The sequence below is a fragment of the Stenotrophomonas maltophilia genome, assembly GCF_002799245.1.
GTDB lineage: Bacteria > Pseudomonadota > Gammaproteobacteria > Xanthomonadales > Xanthomonadaceae > Stenotrophomonas > Stenotrophomonas maltophilia_S.
Genome location: NZ_NEQV01000002.1, coordinates 542436 through 559734, shown reverse-complemented (window position 1 = coordinate 559734; position 17299 = coordinate 542436). Strand labels below are relative to the sequence as shown.

Sequence of the window (17299 nt, the reverse complement as noted above, 5' to 3'; positions counted from 1 at the left end):
GCCCGCGCCGGCGATGCTGGAAAGATGCGGTTGCCCCACCCGGTTTCAAGGGTGGCTGCGACTGCACCCCGAGGCCAGTCAGCCTGCGGCCAGCATGCCGGAGCGGGTGTGGTCGGCGCGTTGATCCCGATCAGTTCCGCGCGGTGGCCGGGCTCAGCGCGTGATCGCGCTGCGGATGGCCCGCAGCTGCTGCTTCACCGCCCGTGCCTGGGACACGTCCATGCGCAGCAGGGCCTTCTGGCCGATCGAGCGCGACTGCAGGGTGGGGTCGACGAAGCGGTAGCGACCGCGCTCATCGCGCTGCACCAGCGGCACCTGCGCCAGTTCCGGGGTGTCCAGCAGATGGTCGATCACCGCCACCAGGCGATCGTTGAAATAGCCTTCGGGCCGGCCCAGGTCGACATAAGCCTGCTGGATGAGCGGGTAGAAACGCTTGTAGGTCGTGGCGGTTGCCGCAGGGTCGAGCGCAGTGAACGCCTGCACGTAGGGCGCATAGCGCGCCGCGTTGCCTGCGGCGATGCGTTCCCCGCCCTCGCCCGGCTCGACCTGCAGGCTGCCCGGCAGCGGCCGAGCGGCCAGCGCGGTCGGCGGCACGCTGGGCTTGTCCAGGTTGTCGACCTGGGTGACCAGGCGCTGGACCAGGTGATCGCGCAGCAGCAGGGTCAGCGGCCCCTCGCCCTGGAACAGCTGGCTCAATGCGCCCCAGGCAGCGGCATCGCTGTCAGCCAGCTTCGGCAGCGCTGGATCCGCCGCAACCCCGGCATCCAGCGGATGCCTGATCGGGGGTGGTGCTGGCGCGGGTTCTGCCGCCGCCTTCGGCTGTGGCGGTGCGCTGGTACTGGCAGGGGTTGATTGCACCGGCACTGAAACACCGTCGGCCAGGCTCTTCAGCTGATCGCGGAACAACCAGCCACCCGCGCCACCAATCACCACCACGCCCAGCACCCAGGGCCATACCGCCTTTCCACTCTGCATGATGCAGTCCCTCGTTGTTCTCCTGCATGGACAAGGTGTGACCCCACTGATTCGGGCCGGTTCCCCGCCTGTTCCGCTGCCGTTCGGGTTGAGGCCTGCGGGAAGGCCGCACTCACGCCCGCTTTGCGCAACCGGCGCGACGCTGTGCATCCTGTCCTGTGGAGGCACTGCCATGCAGTACGCGCTGTATTACTGGACCGGCATCCAGGGCCGTGGCGAGTTCGTGCGGCTGGCGCTGGAAGATGCCGGCGCCGACTACATCGACATGGCGCGGGTGCACGGCGACGCGGTAATGCAGCCGTTCCTCGATGGCAGCCGCGAAGGTGCACATCCCTTCGCTCCCCCATTCCTGAAGGCGGGCCGCCAGGTCATCGCACAGGTCGCGGCGATCCTGGACTATCTCGGCCCGACCCTGGACCTGGTGCCGCAGGCGGCCTCACGGCGGATGCAGGCGCTGCAACTGCAGCTGACCATCGCCGACCTGGTGGCCGAGGTGCATGACACCCACCACCCGATCGCTGCCTCGAAGTACTACGAGGAACAGAAGACCGAAGCCAGGGCACGTGCCACGTCGCTGCGCAGCGAGCGGCTGCCGAAGTTCCTCGGTTACTTCGAGCAGGTGCTGGCCGCCAACGGCGGTCGCCATGCACTGCGCGAGCATTCCTACGTGGATCTGTCGCTGTTCCAGTTGCTGAGCGGGCTGGACTACATGTTCCCGCGCCGCATGCAGGCGCTCGGCCCCACCCTGCCCCTGCTGCGCGCGCTGCAGGAGCGGGTGGCGAAACGGCCGAACATCGCCGCCTACCTGCGCTCGGAACGGCGCTTGGCGTTCAACACCAACGGCATCTTCCGCCACTACCCGGAGCTGGACGCCGAACGGTAGTGCCGGCGGCGGGCCGGCCGGGCGCGCTGCAGGCAATCGCTGCCTGCAACACGCCCTGTGGGAGCCGGGCCATGCCCGGAGTCAACGGTCAACGGTCGGTGCGATCATCCAGCGGCTTCACCGGCTGCTTCTGCAGCGACAGCAGCCCCAGCAGCAAGGCCAGCGCCACGTAGGCGCCGGCGAACTGCAGGCTGATGATGCGCGCCAGGCCGTCCAGTTCCCACGGCAGGTAGATGCCGCCGCGCGGGTCCACCGAGTGGATCAGGCCGAACAGGGTCAACACCGCCGCCACCAGCAGGAAGCCGCAGGCGCGGCGCAGGCGGCCATCAACCATCGCCGCCACCGCCGAAATCCACAGCATCGAGGTGATGATGAAGCCGTTGCCCAGGGTGAAGATCACCGCCAGCTCCGGCAGGCCGTGGCCGTCGAGCCTGGTCAGCAGCTGCGGCAGCTGGTCCGGCGCGATCCAGCCGGGTGCCTTGATCGCCAGCAGGTAGGCCACCGACGGCAGGAAACCGAACACCATCGCGCCAGCATGGTGACGCGGCGTGGCCTGGAAGGCCTGGGTGGTGATGTCGATGGCCACGTACACGATGATCGGCGCCAGCACCGCCAGCGGCAGCCACTGCACCAGCCCGGAGATGATGCCGAGCATGCCACCGATGCCGACGAACAGGCCTGTCAGCAGCGTGTAGCCGCTGCGTGCGCCCATGTGCTTGTAGGCCGGTTGCCCGATGTAGGGCGTCGTCTGCGCCACGCCGCCGCAGACACCGGCCACCAGCGTGGCCACCGCCTCCACCAGCAGGATGTCGCGGGTGCGGTAGTCATCGCCGGCCGCGCGCGCGCTTTCAGACACGTTGATGCCGCCGACCACCATCAGCAGGCCGAACGGCAGCAGCAGCGGCAGGTAGGTCATCGCGGTGGGCAGGCCGTCGAGGAAGCCCAGCGTCGGCAGCGGCAGCACCACCTGCGGCGGCACCCACTCCGGCACATGGAAGCCCGGTGCGCCCAGCCCGGCCAGGCCGAGGCCGTAATACAGCACGGTACCGAACACGAAGGCCAGCAGAACGCCCGGGCCACGCACCGGCAGCTTGCCCTTGGCGATCAGCACGTACAGCAGCAAACCGAGCGTGGTGAAGCCGACCAGTGGCGAGCGCAGCGTTTCCAGCAGCGGCAGCAGGCCCATCAGCACCAGCGCGATGCCAGCAATGGAACCCAGCAGCGCGGCACGCGGCAGCGCGCGGGTGACCGCTTCGCCGAAGAACGACAGCACGAACTTGAGCACGCCCATGATGACCAGCGCGGCCATGCCCAGCTGCCAGGTGGCGATGCCCGCAGCATGCGGGTCCATGCCCTGCTGCTTGAAGGCGATGAAGGCCGGGCCGAGAACCAGCAACGCCATGCCAATGCTGGTGGGCGCATCCAGGCCGAGCGGCATGGCGGTGACATCGTCGCGGCCGGTACGCGCGGCCAGCCGGCGCGCCATCAGGGTGTACAGCAGGTTGCCAACCAGCACGCCAAAGGCGGTACCGGGGAACATGCGGCCGAACACCACGTCGGCGGGGAACTGGAAGATCCCGACCAGGGCCATGGCGATGAAGCCGAGGATGGAGAGGTTGTCGACGACCAGGCCGAAGAAGCCATTGAAGTCGCCGGCGACGAACCAGCGACGCGGTGCGGCGGAAGCGGGAGCGGACATGGAAGGGGCGGTGGGGGTGGGGACCGCCGATGGTAGGCCCAGCGGGGCCTGGGCGCCAATTCCGTCATGGAATGATGGGTTCCAGCCATCGGCGGGGCCCCTTGTGGCTGGGTTGGTCGCCGAAAGCGGGTTTATCGGAGTGGGCCGAGCCCATGCCCGGCTGCTGTACGCGAGCCCCGTGAGCCGAGCATGGCTCGGCTCTACATCAACGGCGGATGCAGGGCGCAGCCCTGCATCGTCCCCCCTACTTCTTAAGGAAGTTGTCCACCAGCAGATGCTTCACATCGTCGAAGCGGCCGTTCAGCACCGCTTTGGCGGCATACAACGCCGCACCGGCCACCTGCTTGGCCTCGATCTGCGGCGGCATCACCAGTTCGGCGCGGCTGGTATGCACGTCCAGCAGCGCCGGACCGCGCTGCGACAGGAAGTCCAGCACCGCTTCCTCCAGGTCCTCGCTGCGGGTGACCGTGCGGCCGTGGTAACCGATCACCTCGGCCAGGCGGCCAAAGTCCGGGTTCTTCAGGTCGGTGTAGTTGTCCAGCAACCCCTCCACCTTCTGCTCCAGCTCGACGAAGTTCAGCGAACCGTTGTTGAACACCACCACCTTGATCGGCAGGTTCTCCTGCACCGCCGTCAGCAGGTCACCCAGCAGCATTGCCAGGCCACCGTCTCCGGACAGCGAAATCACCTGGCGGCCGGGGAACGCCTTCTGCAGGCCCAGCGCCTGCGGCATTGCGTTGGCCATCGTGCCGTGCAGCAGGCTGGTCAGCGTGCGGCGGCGGCCGTTGACGCGGATGTGGCGCAGCACCCACACCATCGGGGAACCGCCGTCGGCGGTGAACAGCGCATCGTCGCTGGCGTGCTTCGACAGCAGCGCGGTCAGGTGCTGCGGGTGGATCAGTTCACCCTCGCCCGGTTGTTCTTCCTGATCGCGCTTCTTCAGCGCCTTGTCGCGACGTTCGATGCACTCGTCCAGGAAACTGCTGTCCTCGCGTGGCGGCAGCATCGGCAGCAGCGCATCCAGCGTCGGGGCGATATCGCCGACCACGCCGAGGTTCACCGGGTGGCGGCGGCCGAGGTGGCTGCCATCGCGGTCAACCTGGATGATCGTGGCCTTGTCCGGGTAGAACTGGCCCCAGGCGAAATCGGCGCCGAGCAGCAGCAGCGTGTCGCACTCCATCAGCGTGTGGAAGCCGGATTCAATGCCGAAAATGCCGGTCATGCCCATGTTGTAAGGGTTGTCCGGCTCGACGAAGTCCTTGGCGCGCGAGGTGTGCGCGATGGGAGCCTGCAGGCGTCGGGCCAGTTCCAGCAACTGCGCATGCGCCCCCTGGCAGCCGGCACCGGCATAGACGCCGATACGCTTGCCCTGCCCCAGCAGCTCGGCGATGCGCTGCAGTTCGGCGTCGGAAGGGCGCAGCACCGGCTGCGTGTAATGCACCGAGAACGGCACATCATGCTTCACCTCGGCCTGGCTGATATCAGCCGGCAGGATCACCACCGCCACGCCGCGGCGGCTGATCGCCGCCTGGCAGGCCAGCGTGACCACGCGTCGTGCCTGTTCGGCACTATGCACCTGCTCGCAGAACACCGAACAACTGGCATACACCGCCTTGAAATCCACTTCCTGCGGGAATTCCATGCCCAGCTCGCTGGTCACCACCTGGCTGGCGATCAGCACCATCGGCGCACGGTTGCGGTTGCTCTCGAACACGCCGTTGATGAAATGCAGGCTGCCCGGGCCGCAGGAGCCGGCGCAGGCGGTCAGCTCGCCACTGACCAGCGAATCGGCGCCGGCGGCAAAGGCAGCCACTTCCTCATGCCGCACGTGCACCCAGGCGATCTCACTGCCATGCATCGCATCGGTCACATGGTTGAGCGTATCGCCCACGATGCCGTAGCAACGGCGGACACCGGCCTGCTGCAGAGCGTCCACCACGATTTCGGCCACGCGCTTGCTCATCGGATACATCCTCGAACGGGGGAACACCCGAGGCTAGACCCGATGAAGTGATGCCTCCGCAAAAAAAGGGGACGGAGGGAATTAAGTCGCTTGCGGCACAGTCGCTTGCGGCACAAACGACTTAATTCCCTCCGTCCCCTTTTTTCAATCGTTGACGTTGATCCAGCCTTCCATCACGCCCTGCTTCGGGTTGCGGTAGCGCAGTTTTACCCAGCCATCCTGTTCATCCAGCAGTTCCACGCGGTCACCCTGCACCAGGTAGCGTCTGGTGCTGGACGCGCCGGGTCGATCGAACAGGAACAGGCGCGCCGCCAACACTGAGGCCTGCTGGCCACGCAGCGGCCCGTCGGGCGGTGCGCCCAGGCCATCGGCAATCGCGCTCTCCAGCACACGGCCATCGGCATCGTAGGTGCGCCAGACCGCCAGCGGGCCCTGCTCGTCGGTCTGCACCCAATGCAATGCGGCGTTCAACGTATCGCCCAGCATCAATACGCTCTCCGAGCGGTACAGATGGAGTTTCGCGCCCGCAAACCGATACTGGTCGGTGTACCACATCGGTCCGCTGCGGCAGCTGCTGGTCAGGGTGCGGCTCGGACGATCGACAGTCAGCCCCATCAAGCCGCCACAGCTGTCCTTGCCATGGGTGTCGGCCTGCAGCGCGCGATACGAAGCACTGGCCGGATCGAACCGGTACACCGCCACCGCTTCGTTGACCATGCCCACCGATGCACGTGCGACCAGTTCCGGGTAGCCATCGAAATCGACGTCCTCCAGATTCCAGCGCGAATTGCCATCGGCATCCGCCGCGCCCGCCAGCGTCTGGCGCTTGCCCGACGGCGACAGCTGCACCGCGATGCTGCCGTCCTGCTGGGGATCGGCGTGCGCCTGTACGTGAGCGGCTACCTGGAACCGGAGCGTCTCATCGTGGTCCTCACTCGCCTGCACCGACGGTGCCAGCGCGCCTGCCAACACCAGGCCCAGCATGCATTCCCTGTAGTTCATCATCGCTTCCTGCGGCGCCGCGGTGGCACCTTCAACTCAGAACGATACCTCGACCGGCTGCCGCGACCACAGCACCGATTGATGCTTGGTCTGCTGCTTCCACGCCAGGCGGATCGCTTCGATATCGGCGCGACGCTGCGGTGTGTCCTCATGCAGCACCACCAGCACCTTGGTGCGCAGGCGGTTGGGTGCGGCATCGCCGCGGAACAGCCACTGGCCGTAGGCATCGAACACGGTCAGGCCATCCGGGAAGCGCGGGGTCACTTCCTTGTCCAGGAAGGTGCGCCACTGCGCCTCGCTGATGGTGTCGGCCTGCGGACGGTTGCCCGCGCCCTGCTCCTCGCCCACCCCGAAATACAGCTCGCTGCGCACCCAGCCATGGCCATCGGACGGGCGTGCGGCATCGCCCTTCATTTCAGCGGTGGTGGCCGTGGCATAGGCGCTGGGCGCCTGCGAGGACAGGCTGGCGCAGCCACTGGTGGCCAGCAGCACGGCGAAGACGAGGCCAAGGTGTTTCATCGGTACAGCTCCGGGGAAGGGGGACAAGGCGAGCCGGCAGCGTACAGCGCCACCGGCCCGGCGTGCTGATGCCGACAGGGCATCAGCTCATGCCGGACCGGCAGGGGCTTGCATCGGCACCGGTCATCACGCGAAGATAATATATCGCTTCATCCGGATGGATGTAAGTGAAACCATCTCCCCCTTCCCCGTCGTCGTTGTTGCTGGAGCCCCCATGTCCGTCCGCCTGCCTGCGTCGCCACTCGGCCTCGCCATCGCCCTCGCGCTTTCCTCCACCGCCGCCCCGGCCCTGGCCCAGGACGCCACCAACCTGGACACGGTGATCGTCACCGGCACCCGTGCCGCCGACCGCACCGTGCTCGAATCCACCTCGCCGGTGGATGTGCTCACCGCCGAGGACATCCGCAAGGCCGGCGTGGTCAACGGTGAACTGGGCAGCGCGCTGCAGGCGCTGCTGCCGTCGTTCAACTTCCCGCGCCAGTCCAACTCCGGCGGCGCCGACCACGTCCGCGCCGCACAGTTGCGCGGCCTGTCGCCGGACCAGGTGCTGGTGCTGGTCAATGGCAAGCGCCGCCACCACACCGCGCTGGTCAACACCGACAGCAAGATCGGCAAGGGCACCACCCCGGTCGACTTCAATTCGATCCCGGTCAGCGCGATCAAGCGCATCGAAGTGCTGCGCGACGGCGCCGGGGCGCTGTACGGGTCGGACGCCGTGGCCGGCGTGATCAACGTGATCCTCGACAACGGCGGCGACGGCGGCGAGATCGAGGCCAGCTACGGCGCCAACCACACCGACCTCAAGCCGATCGGGCGCACGCTCACCGATGGCCAGACCGGCAACATCAGCGCCAAGGTCGGCACCTCGCTGGGCGAAGACGGCGGCTTCCTGCGCGTCGGCCTGGAGTACAAGCACCGCAACGGCACCAACCGCGCCGGCTTCGACCAGATCCCGCCGTGGGACCAGACCCCGGACAACCTGGCGCTGCAGGGCAAGCGCAATTACGTGCTGGGCGATGGCAAGAGCAAGGACATCAACCTGTGGCTGAACACCGAGATCCCGGTGGGCCAGACCTCGACGTTCTACGCGTTCGGCACCTTCAACCAGCGTGACACCGAAGGCGCGAACTACTTCCGCTACCCCGACGGCGATGCCAACTGGAAGCAGGTCTATCCGAACGGCTACCGGCCGATCTCCGAAGGCGAGAACCGCGATGTGCAGGCCGTGGCCGGCGTGCGCGGGCAGTGGGGCGAATGGAGCTACGACGGCAGCCTGGATTACGGCCAGAACGACTTCACCTACCGCCTGCGCGATTCGCTCAACGCGTCGCTGGGCCCGACCAGCCCGACCCGCTTCAAGACCGCCGACTACGAGTACGCCCAGACCGTGGGCAACCTCGATCTGAGCCGCGTGTTCACCCAGAGCGACAGCATCAGCCACACCCTGGGCCTGGGCGTGGAAGCGCGCCATGAGCGCTACCAGACCCGCCCCGGCGACCCGGCCAGCTATGCGGCCGGCCCGTACACCGACCGCCCGACCGGTTCGCAGGCCGGTGGCGGCCTGACCCCGCAGGACGCAGCCACCCTGTCGCGCGATGTGGCCAGCGCCTATGCCAGCCTGTCCAGCCAGTTCGGCGAGCACTTCTCCAGTGACCTGGCCGCGCGCTACGAGCACAACGACGACTTCGGCGGCGAACTGACCGGCAAGCTCGGCCTGCGCTATGAATTCACCCCGGCGTTCGCGTTGCGCGGCGCCATCTCCAACAACTTCCGTGCGCCGTCGCTGGCGCAGATCGGCTACGAGTCCACTTCCACCGGCTACAACGCCGGCGGCCAGCTGGTGCAGGGCCGCCTGCTGTCGGTCAACAACCCGATCGCGCGTGGCCTGGGCGCGCGTGACCTGAAGCCGGAGAAGTCGATCAATACGTCGCTGGGCTTCACCAGCCGCATCGGCGAACACTTCGACCTGTCGCTGGACTTCTTCCAGATCGACATCGACGACCGCATCGCGCTGTCGGAGAGCATCACCGGTGATGCGCTCACCGATTACGTGGCCGCCAACTACGGCGTCAGCGGCCTGCAGAGCGCCAGCTTCTTCGTCAACGCGGCCGATACCCGCACCCGCGGCGCCGAGCTGGTAAGCAACTGGCGCCAATCGCTGGGCGATGGCCAGCTGCTGCTGACCGGCACCTACGCCTACACCAAGACCACGCTGAAGAACGTACTGGCCACGCCGGCGCAGCTGCGAGCATTGAATCCGGACTACGTGCTGTTCGGCATCGAAGAGACCAACACGCTTACCGATGCCACGCCGCGCACGCGTGGCAGTTTCTCGGCGGCCTGGAGCAACGATCACTGGTCGCTGAGCACCCGCGTGAACCGCTATGGCAGCGCCACCCGCGTGTTCAACTTCGGTGATGGCTATATCCCGCGCCAGACCTACCAGGCCGAATGGCAGCTGGATGCGGAAGTCGAGTACCGCATCACCCCGCAGTGGAGCGTAGCCATCGGCGGGCAGAACCTGACCGACAACTACCCGGATCGATCCAACAACGACATCTACTACTTCGGCAACCTGCCGTACGACGTGCTGTCGCCGATCGGCAGCAACGGCGCGTATTACTACGGCCGCGTCCGCTATACGTTCTGATTGCTCCGGGTAGGTGCGGACCGCTGGTCCGCACGGCACGGTAGTGCCGGCCAGCGGCCGGCAACTTCAGGGTCCGGGTGCGAACCTGCCTCGGGTGGGTGCGGACCGTTGGTCCGCACTGCCTGAGCTCGATGCAGCCTGACCTGTCGTGCCGACCAACGGTCGGCACCCACCGAAGCAAGGCCATGCGGACCATTGGTCCACACTGCCTGAGGATGGGTACGAACCTGCCTCGGGTGGGTGCGGACCGTTGGTCCGCACTGCCTGAGCTCGATGCAGACTGACCTGTCGTGCCGACCAACGGTCGGCACCCACCGAAGCAAGGCCGTGCGGACCATTGGTCCGCACTGCCTGAGGATGGGTGCGAACCTGCCTCGGGTGGGTGCGGACCGTTGGTCCGCACTGCCTGAGCTCGATGCAGACTGACCTGTCGTGCCGACCAACCGTCTGCACCCACCGAAGCAAGGCAGTGCGGACCATTGGTCCGCACTGCCTGAGGATGGGTGCGAACCTGCCTCGGGTGGGTGCGGACCGTTGGTCCGCACTGCCTGAGCTCGATGCAGACTGACCTGTCGTGCCGACCAACCGTCTGCACCCACCGAAGCAAGGCAGTGCGGACCATTGGTCCGCACTGCCTGAGGATGGGTGCGAACCTGCCTCGGGTGGGTGCGGACCGTTGGTCCGCACTGCCTGAGCTCGATGCAGACTGACCTGTCGTGCCGACCAACCGTCTGCACCCACCGAAGCAAGGCGGTAGCCTGCCCTCGACCCTACGTACACGCCCACGCTGGCAAGCTGGGCGTCATGGCTGAACCGCTCCCCCTGCGTCCGCCGCCGCCACTGCTGGATGACGCCTGTGCGTTGTTCCTCGATGTCGACGGCACTCTGATCGAATTCGCTGCACGCCCGGATGCCGTGCAACTGCTGCCGGATGTGCGCGAAGCCATCGGCCGCATCAGCGACCGCCTGGAAGGTGCCGTAGCACTGGTCAGCGGTCGACCGCTTGAACAGCTGGACCAGTTGTTCGCGCCCCTGCAACTGCCCGCCGCTGGCCTGCATGGCCATGAACTGCGCGGCCACGATGGACGCGTGCTGCGCGACGAGCACGACGACGACACTGCGGAATGGCTGCATGCGCTGCACCAGCAGGCGATGCGCTTCGCCCACGGCCATCCCGGCGTGCTGGTGGAAGACAAGGGCGTCGGCCTGGCCCTGCATTGGCGCGGTGCGCCGCACGCTGGCAGCGATGTGCGCGCCTTTGCCGACCGCCACGTGCGCGGGCGTGCCAGCTACCGCCTGCAACCGGGCGACCACGTGGTCGAGTTCGTCCCGGTGGGCACCGACAAAGGACGCGCGGTGCGCCGGATGATGCAGTACCTGCCCTTCCGCGGGCGCCTGCCGGTATTCATCGGCGATGACCTCACCGATGAATTCGGCTTCGACGCCGCCAACGTCCAGCATGGCTGGAGCGTGCTGGTGGGTGAACGTGAACCCAGCGCGGCCGTGTTCGCGCTGCCCGACATACGCAGCGTGCACGCCTGGCTGCGTGAGAATGCCTATTGACCCGGCCAACCCCCACGGCCGCAACCGAGATGTACCGCGTGATGACCCAACCCGATCTTGATCTGGGCGTGGTCGGCAACGGCAGCTTCGGCGCCCTGGTCGACAAACATGCCCGCGTTGTCTGGAGCTGCCTGCCCACCTTCGACGGCGACCCCACCTTCTGTGCCCTGCTCGGCCCCAACCAGCAGACCGGTGGCGACTTCGCCATCGAGCTGGAAGACTTCGCCAGCAGCGAGCAGGAATACCTCACCAACACGGCAATCCTTCGCACCGTGCTGCGCGACGCGCACGGCGGCGAACTGGAAGTCCTCGACTTCGCCCCGCGCTGGCGGCAGAACGACCGCTTCTACCGCCCGGTCAGCCTGATCCGCCAGGTGCGTCCGCTGGCTGGCAGCCCGCGCATCACCGTGCGTGCACGCCCGCTGGCGGACTGGGGCGCGCGCGTGCCGGAGTCCACCTGGGGCAGCAACCATGTGCGCTGGGTCCTGCCCGAGCATGTGCTGCGGCTGACCACCGACGTGCCCGTACGCTTCGTGCGCGACGGCCTGCCGTTCGTACTCAACCATCCCATCCACCTGATCCTGGGCGTGGACGAGTCGCTCAACCGCTCGATCAGCGGCTATGTGCAGGAGGCTTTCCAGCGTACCCGCGACTATTGGCGCGAATGGGTGCGCTACCTGTCCATTCCCCTGGAATGGCAGGATGCGGTGATCCGCAGTGCGATCACCCTGAAGCTGTGCCAGTACGAGGACAGCGGCGCGATCATCGCGGCGATGACCACCTCCATCCCGGAAGCCCCCGGCAGCGTGCGCAACTGGGACTACCGCTACTGTTGGCTGCGTGATGCGGCGTTCGTGGTGCGTGCGCTGAACCGCCTCGGCGCGACGCGCACGATGGAGCAGTTCCTCGGCTACATCTTCAACCTGGCCACCACCGACGGTACGCTGCAGCCGCTGTATGGCATCGGCTTCGAAGCCAAGCTGGACGAAGACGAAGTGCCCAGCCTGTCCGGCTATCGCGGCATGGGGCCGGTGCGGCGCGGCAATCTGGCCTGGGTGCAGCGCCAGCATGATGTCTACGGCAGCGTGGTGCTGGCGTCCACGCAGTTGTTCTTCGACCGGCGGTTGCAGGACCCGGGTGACGCGCACACGTTCGCCCGCCTCGAACCCCTCGGCGAGCAGGCCTTCGCCCTGCACGACGTTCCCGATGCCGGCCTGTGGGAGTTCCGTGGCCGCACCGAAGTGCACACCTACACCAGCGCGATGTGCTGGGCGGCCTGCGACCGCCTGTGCAAGATCGCCGTGCGCCTGAAACGTGACGACCGCGCACGCTATTGGCGCGAGCGCGCCGACACCATCCACGCGCGCATCATGGCCGAATCCTGGAATGAGGAACTGGGCCACTTCACCGATACCTTCGGCGGCCATCGCCTGGATGCCTCGCTCCTGCTGCTGGCCGACATCGGCTTCATCGACGCGATGGACGCACGCTTCATCGCCACCGTCGAAGCCATCGGCCGCGATCTCAAGCATGGCAATTCGCTGTACCGCTACGTGGCGCCGGATGATTTCGGCGAACCGGAAACCAGCTTCACCATCTGCACCTTCTGGTACATCGACGCGCTGGCCGCCATCGGGCGCCTGGACGAGGCACGCGGGATGTTCGAACTGCTGTTGAAGCAACGCAACCACCTGGGCCTGCTGTCGGAGGATCTAGCCTTCGACAGCGGGGAGGCCTGGGGCAATTTCCCGCAGACCTATTCGCACGTCGGCCTGATCACCGCCGCCATGCGCCTGTCGCGGTCCTGGCAGGAGGCATCGTGAGTCGTCTGGTAGTGGTTTCAAACCGCGTGGCCGTGCCGGGCGAGAACCGTGCCGGTGGCCTGGCCGTCGGCCTGCTGGCCGCGCTGAAGGAACGCGGCGGCATGTGGTTCGGCTGGAGCGGCAAAAGCGTGCGCGACGGCAGCGGCACGCTGCACAGGCAGAAGGACGGCGACATCGAGTTCGTCACCCTCGACCTGAGCAAGCGCGAGGTCGATGGCTACTACAACGGCTTCGCCAATCGCACCCTGTGGCCGCTGCTGCACTTCCGCCTGGACCTGGTCGACTACGACCGCGGCACGCGCGAGACCTACCACAAGGTCAACGCACTGTTTGCCGACAAGCTCGCGCCGCTGCTGCGCGAGGATGACATCGTCTGGATCCACGACTACCACCTGATTCCGCTCGGTGCCTTGCTGCGCGAGCGTGGCATCGGCTGCCGCATCGGCTTCTTCCTGCATATCCCGATGCCGTCGGCCGACCTGCTGCAGGCGATGCCCGACCATCTGCGGCTGTTCTCCGCGCTGTACGCCTACGACCTGGTCGGCTTCCAGACCCAGCGCGACACCGATCGCTTCCAGACCTACCTGCGCCTGTTCGGCGGTGGCCGCGTGCTCGACAACGGCGAGCTGGAAGCTCCGGGTGGGCGTCGTTTCCGCGCGGCGGCCTTCCCGATCGGCATCGACACCGATCTGATCGCACGCCAGGCCGGCACCGCGGCGACCAAGGCCGCAGTGAAGAACCTGCGCAACAGCCTGCGCGACCGCCAGCTGGCGATCGGCGTCGACCGCCTGGACTATTCCAAGGGCCTGCCCGAGCGCTTCCTCGGCTTCGAGCGTTACCTGCAGCGCCACCCGGATCAGCGCGGCTCGCTGACCTACCTGCAGATCGCGCCGGTCTCGCGCGGCGATGTCACCGAGTACCGGCAGCTGCGCAGCCAGCTGGAGCAGATCGCCGGCCACATCAACGGCGGCCACGCCGAGCCGGACTGGACACCGCTGCGCTACGTCAACCAGAACTTCACCCATGCCACGCTTACCGGTTTCTACCGGGCTGCGGCGGTCGGCCTGGTCACGCCGCTGCGCGATGGCATGAACCTGGTGGCCAAGGAATACGTGGCCTCGCAGGACCCGGAGGATCCCGGCGTGCTGGTGCTGTCACTGCTGGCCGGCGCCGCCGACGAACTGAAGCAGGCGCTGCTGGTGAACCCGCATGACCTGGACGGCGTGGCCGACGCCATCGCCACCGCAGCGACGATGTCGCTGCACAGGCGCAAGGAACGCTGGCACGCGATGATGGAACACCTGCGCACCTACGACATCAACCACTGGCGCCGCAGCTACCTGGACGCACTGGAAGGCTGACGAAAAAGGGGACGGAGGGGATTAAGTCGCATATGCATAAACGACTTAATCCCCTCCGTCCCCTTTTTTCAATCCAGGAACCGCGCGGCCTGCTCGGGTGCGGGCAGATGGCAGGCGTCATGCCGCCCGAACCAGCGGTAGCGGTTGCGTGCCAGTGCGCGGTACGCAGCATCGCGCCAGCGACGCGGCACCAGCCACAGCAGTCCGCTCAGGCGCCAGGCGCCACCCAGCCCCGCAAGTACGCGCAGGATCGCATCGGTATCGGTCCAGGCTCCCTGCGTGTCCAGCAGCAGGAAGGATGCAGGGTCCTGCGGATCCAACCCGTGCGCGCGCAGCAGCGCACTGCCCCGCTCGCCCTGCATCGCTGCAAAGCGGTAGCGCCCCTTGCGATCGAAACGCAGCAGGAAGCGCACCCAGCGATTGCACAGGGCGCACACGCCATCGAACACGATCACCGCGCTGCCAGCTTCGGCGGCGGTCTCACTGCGGTTCGAGCCAGCCTTCATAGCGGATCAGGGCTCCGGCCCAGGGCAGTGTCACGTCGACCAGGAAAGTGTAACGCTCGCCCTGCCAGGCTTCGCGGCAACGCACACCGCCAAACCAGCGCGTCGGCAGCGGCAGCAAGCCGAACGCCCAGACCCGCCGCACCGACCAGTCGATACCCCCCTCGCGGGCCTGCAACCCGAACTCGAAGCGCACCGCGCCCAGTTGCTCGCGCAGATGCCCTTCGTGCGCCCACAGCCGCGACACCATCGGCCAGCGGCCAAACCGCCGCGCCCACTGCTCGCCCTGCCGGTACTGGCTGAACGCCACTTCGGTGGGCAGCGCGTCGCCGTCCTTCGGCAACCGCGCCAGCGCGGCCAGCAACGGCACCAGCCAGTGCCGCCCCCGCACGATCCGCGCCTGCCCCACGTAGCGGCAGGGCAGCGCCGCGGCATGCAGCGCCTGCACCGGCCCTGCCAGGGTGGCGAACGCCGGCCCCAGCACGCGCGCGAACAGCGGCGGGGTCAGGGCGCGATCCAGGCCAGGGTCGCCATGCGTCCGGTGCGCCGGTCGCGCCGGTGCGAATACAGGTCAGGGTCGGCCATGGTCGACACCGTGCCGCCATACACCTGCGCCGGGTCCATCCCCGCCGCCTGCAACCGCTGCCGCGCCAGTGCGAACAGGTCCACCTTCCAGTGCCCGGGACGGGTGGCCACGAACGCTGCCCCCGCGGCCGGATCGTGGCCGACGAAGGCGTGGTAGACCTCCTCGCCAATCTCATAGTCGGCCGGCCCGGCGGCCGGGCCCAGCCAGGCCCGCAGCTGCGCCGGCGGCGTCTGCAGGGCGGCCACCGTGGCTTCCAGCATGCCGTCGGCCAGGCCGCGCCAACCGGCATGGGCCGCACCCACCTCGCTGCCATCGGCTGCGGCAAACACCACCGGCAGGCAGTCGGCGGTCAGGATCGCCAGTACCACACCGGGCACCGAGGTCACCGCGGCATCGGCCACCGGTTCGCTGGCGCCGGGCACCGGCGGCGCAGTGAAGCGCAGCACGGTACTGCTGTGCACCTGGCGCAGCCAGTGCGGTGCCGAGGGCAGCGCCAGCCCCTGCTGCAGCAGTTGGCGGTTGTGCTCCACGTTGGCCGGGGTATCTCCATCTGCCGCGTGCCGGTTGCCCAGGTTGAACTGCGCGAACGGCGCCGGCGAGATGCCCGCGCCCTGCCGGCGCGTGGTCAGCGCATGGACGCCCGGGGGCGCCGGCCAGTCCGCCTGCAGCAATGGCAGCGCGGCAGCCATCACCAGCGGTCCCGCTCGCGCGCGGCGAAGGCTTCGCTGTCTTCGCGCAGCACCTTCATCAGGTGCAGCATGTCCTCAGGCACCGGCGCGGTATTGCGCACCGGCTCACCGGTGATCGGGTGCATGAACTCCAGGGTTTCGGCGTGCAGGGCCTGCCGCTTGAAGCCACGCAGTGCAGCCACCAGCTCGTCGCTGGCGCCCTTGGGCAGCTTCAGCGCGCCGCCGTACAGCGGGTCACCGATGATCGGATGGCGCACATGCGCCATGTGCACGCGGATCTGGTGGGTACGGCCGGTTTCCAGGCGGCACTCCAGCGCAGTGTGCGCACGGAAGCGCTCGCGCAGGCGGTAGTGGGTCACCGCTTCCTTGCCGTCTTCGCGCACCGCCATCTTCAGGCGGTCGCGCGGATGGCGGTCGATCGGGGCATCGGCGGTACCACCCGCCACCAGCGCGCCCATCACGATGGCCAGGTACTGGCGGTGCACGTCACGTGCCGCCAGCTGCTCGACCAGCGCGGTCTGCGCTTCCAGGGTCTTGGCCACCACCATCACGCCGCTGGTGTCCTTGTCCAGGCGGTGCACGATGCCCGCGCGCGGCAGCACCGCCACCGACGGGTCGCGGAACAGCAGGGCGTTGACCAGGGTGCCGCTGTGGTTGCCGGCGCCAGGGTGGACCACCAGGCCGACCGGCTTGTTGATCACCAGCACATGCTCATCCTCGAACAGCACGTCCAGCGGGATGTCCTCCGGCTGGGCGTCGGTCTGGGTTTCCAGCACCACATGGAGGGTCACGACCTCGCCGCCGCGCAGCGGATCGCGCGGACGCACCTGGGCGCCGTCCAGCAGGACATCACCGGACTTGATCCACTCGGTCAGGCGCGAACGCGAGTATTCGGGGAACAGTTCGGCCACGACGGCGTCGAAACGGCGGCCGGCAGCGGTGTCGGGGACGATGGCCTGGCGGGCCGATTCAGAGGGTTGTTCAGACATGGCAGGGGGCATTCTTTGAAATTTTGGGGTCCCGGCGGCCGGTTTCAGTCGCTGGACAGGACACTAGGCTATCATCGACCCTTCGTATTCCAGC

At 67.6% G+C, this 17299-nt stretch carries 14 protein-coding genes; 5 read left to right on the top strand and 9 right to left on the bottom strand.

Annotation, left to right across the window (positions count from 1 at the left end; genetic code table 11):
• Positions 1–153: 153 nt before the first annotated feature.
• Positions 154–975: a DUF3014 domain-containing protein gene (locus tag B9Y64_RS08445; protein WP_100440302.1), complete on the bottom strand. Its 822-nt coding sequence runs from the start codon at positions 973–975 to the stop codon at positions 154–156.
• 172 nt (positions 976–1147) lie between these two features.
• On the opposite strand from B9Y64_RS08445, the gene B9Y64_RS08440 reads away from it, so the two are divergent.
• On the top strand, positions 1148–1858 hold the full coding sequence (locus B9Y64_RS08440; protein WP_100440301.1) for a glutathione S-transferase: 711 nt from the start codon (positions 1148–1150) through the stop codon (positions 1856–1858).
• Positions 1859–1946: 88 nt separating this feature from the next.
• Here the strand turns inward: B9Y64_RS08440 and B9Y64_RS08435 are convergent, their stop codons facing one another.
• From B9Y64_RS08435 to B9Y64_RS08420, 4 genes are all read right to left on the bottom strand, one after another.
• Complete coding sequence (locus B9Y64_RS08435) at positions 1947–3557, bottom strand: hypothetical protein (protein ID WP_100440300.1); 1611 nt, start codon at positions 3555–3557, stop codon at positions 1947–1949.
• A gap of 244 nt (positions 3558–3801) precedes the next feature.
• Complete coding sequence (locus tag B9Y64_RS08430) at positions 3802–5520, bottom strand: thiamine pyrophosphate-dependent enzyme (RefSeq protein WP_100440299.1); 1719 nt, start codon at positions 5518–5520, stop codon at positions 3802–3804.
• Between the two features lie 144 nt (positions 5521–5664).
• The gene (locus B9Y64_RS08425) at positions 5665–6522 is read right to left on the bottom strand and encodes an XAC2610-related protein (protein ID WP_100440298.1); all 858 of its coding nucleotides are present in this window, start codon (positions 6520–6522) and stop codon (positions 5665–5667) included.
• A gap of 36 nt (positions 6523–6558) precedes the next feature.
• A complete protein-coding gene (locus B9Y64_RS08420) occupies positions 6559–7041 on the bottom strand; it encodes a DUF3574 domain-containing protein (RefSeq protein WP_100440297.1) in 483 nt (160 codons plus the stop codon).
• A gap of 214 nt (positions 7042–7255) precedes the next feature.
• On the opposite strand from B9Y64_RS08420, the gene B9Y64_RS08415 reads away from it, so the two are divergent.
• The 4 genes from B9Y64_RS08415 (at position 7256) to otsA (ending at position 14438) form a co-directional block, all read left to right on the top strand.
• A complete protein-coding gene (locus B9Y64_RS08415) occupies positions 7256–9691 on the top strand; it encodes a TonB-dependent receptor plug domain-containing protein (RefSeq protein ID WP_100440296.1) in 2436 nt (811 codons plus the stop codon).
• A gap of 804 nt (positions 9692–10495) precedes the next feature.
• Positions 10496–11254: a trehalose-phosphatase gene (gene otsB / locus B9Y64_RS08410; protein WP_100440295.1), complete on the top strand. Its 759-nt coding sequence runs from the start codon at positions 10496–10498 to the stop codon at positions 11252–11254.
• A 41-nt stretch (positions 11255–11295) separates the two neighbouring features.
• On the top strand, positions 11296–13077 hold the full coding sequence (locus B9Y64_RS08405) for a glycoside hydrolase family 15 protein (protein WP_100440698.1): 1782 nt from the start codon (positions 11296–11298) through the stop codon (positions 13075–13077).
• Complete coding sequence (otsA, locus tag B9Y64_RS08400) at positions 13074–14438, top strand: alpha,alpha-trehalose-phosphate synthase (UDP-forming) (protein ID WP_100440294.1); 1365 nt, start codon at positions 13074–13076, stop codon at positions 14436–14438. The genes B9Y64_RS08405 and otsA overlap by 4 nt, the downstream gene beginning before the upstream one ends.
• 68 nt (positions 14439–14506) lie before the next feature.
• On the opposite strand, the gene B9Y64_RS08395 is transcribed toward otsA, so the two are convergent.
• Genes B9Y64_RS08395 through rluD form a run of 4 tightly spaced genes read right to left on the bottom strand, consistent with a single transcriptional unit; the run spans position 14507 to position 17205 of the window.
• Positions 14507–14944, bottom strand: a complete 438-nt coding sequence (locus B9Y64_RS08395) for a thiol-disulfide oxidoreductase DCC family protein (RefSeq protein ID WP_100440293.1) — start codon at positions 14942–14944, stop codon at positions 14507–14509.
• Positions 14919–15425, bottom strand: coding sequence for a DUF4166 domain-containing protein (locus B9Y64_RS08390; protein WP_100440292.1), 507 nt, complete (start codon positions 15423–15425; stop codon positions 14919–14921). The genes B9Y64_RS08395 and B9Y64_RS08390 overlap by 26 nt, the downstream gene beginning before the upstream one ends.
• Before the next feature lie 20 nt (positions 15426–15445).
• The gene (pgeF, locus tag B9Y64_RS08385; RefSeq protein ID WP_100440291.1) at positions 15446–16216 is read right to left on the bottom strand and encodes a peptidoglycan editing factor PgeF; all 771 of its coding nucleotides are present in this window, start codon (positions 16214–16216) and stop codon (positions 15446–15448) included.
• The gene (gene rluD / locus B9Y64_RS08380) at positions 16216–17205 is read right to left on the bottom strand and encodes a 23S rRNA pseudouridine(1911/1915/1917) synthase RluD (protein WP_014038257.1); all 990 of its coding nucleotides are present in this window, start codon (positions 17203–17205) and stop codon (positions 16216–16218) included. The genes pgeF and rluD overlap by 1 nt, the downstream gene beginning before the upstream one ends.
• Between the last annotated feature and the right edge of the window lie 94 nt (positions 17206–17299).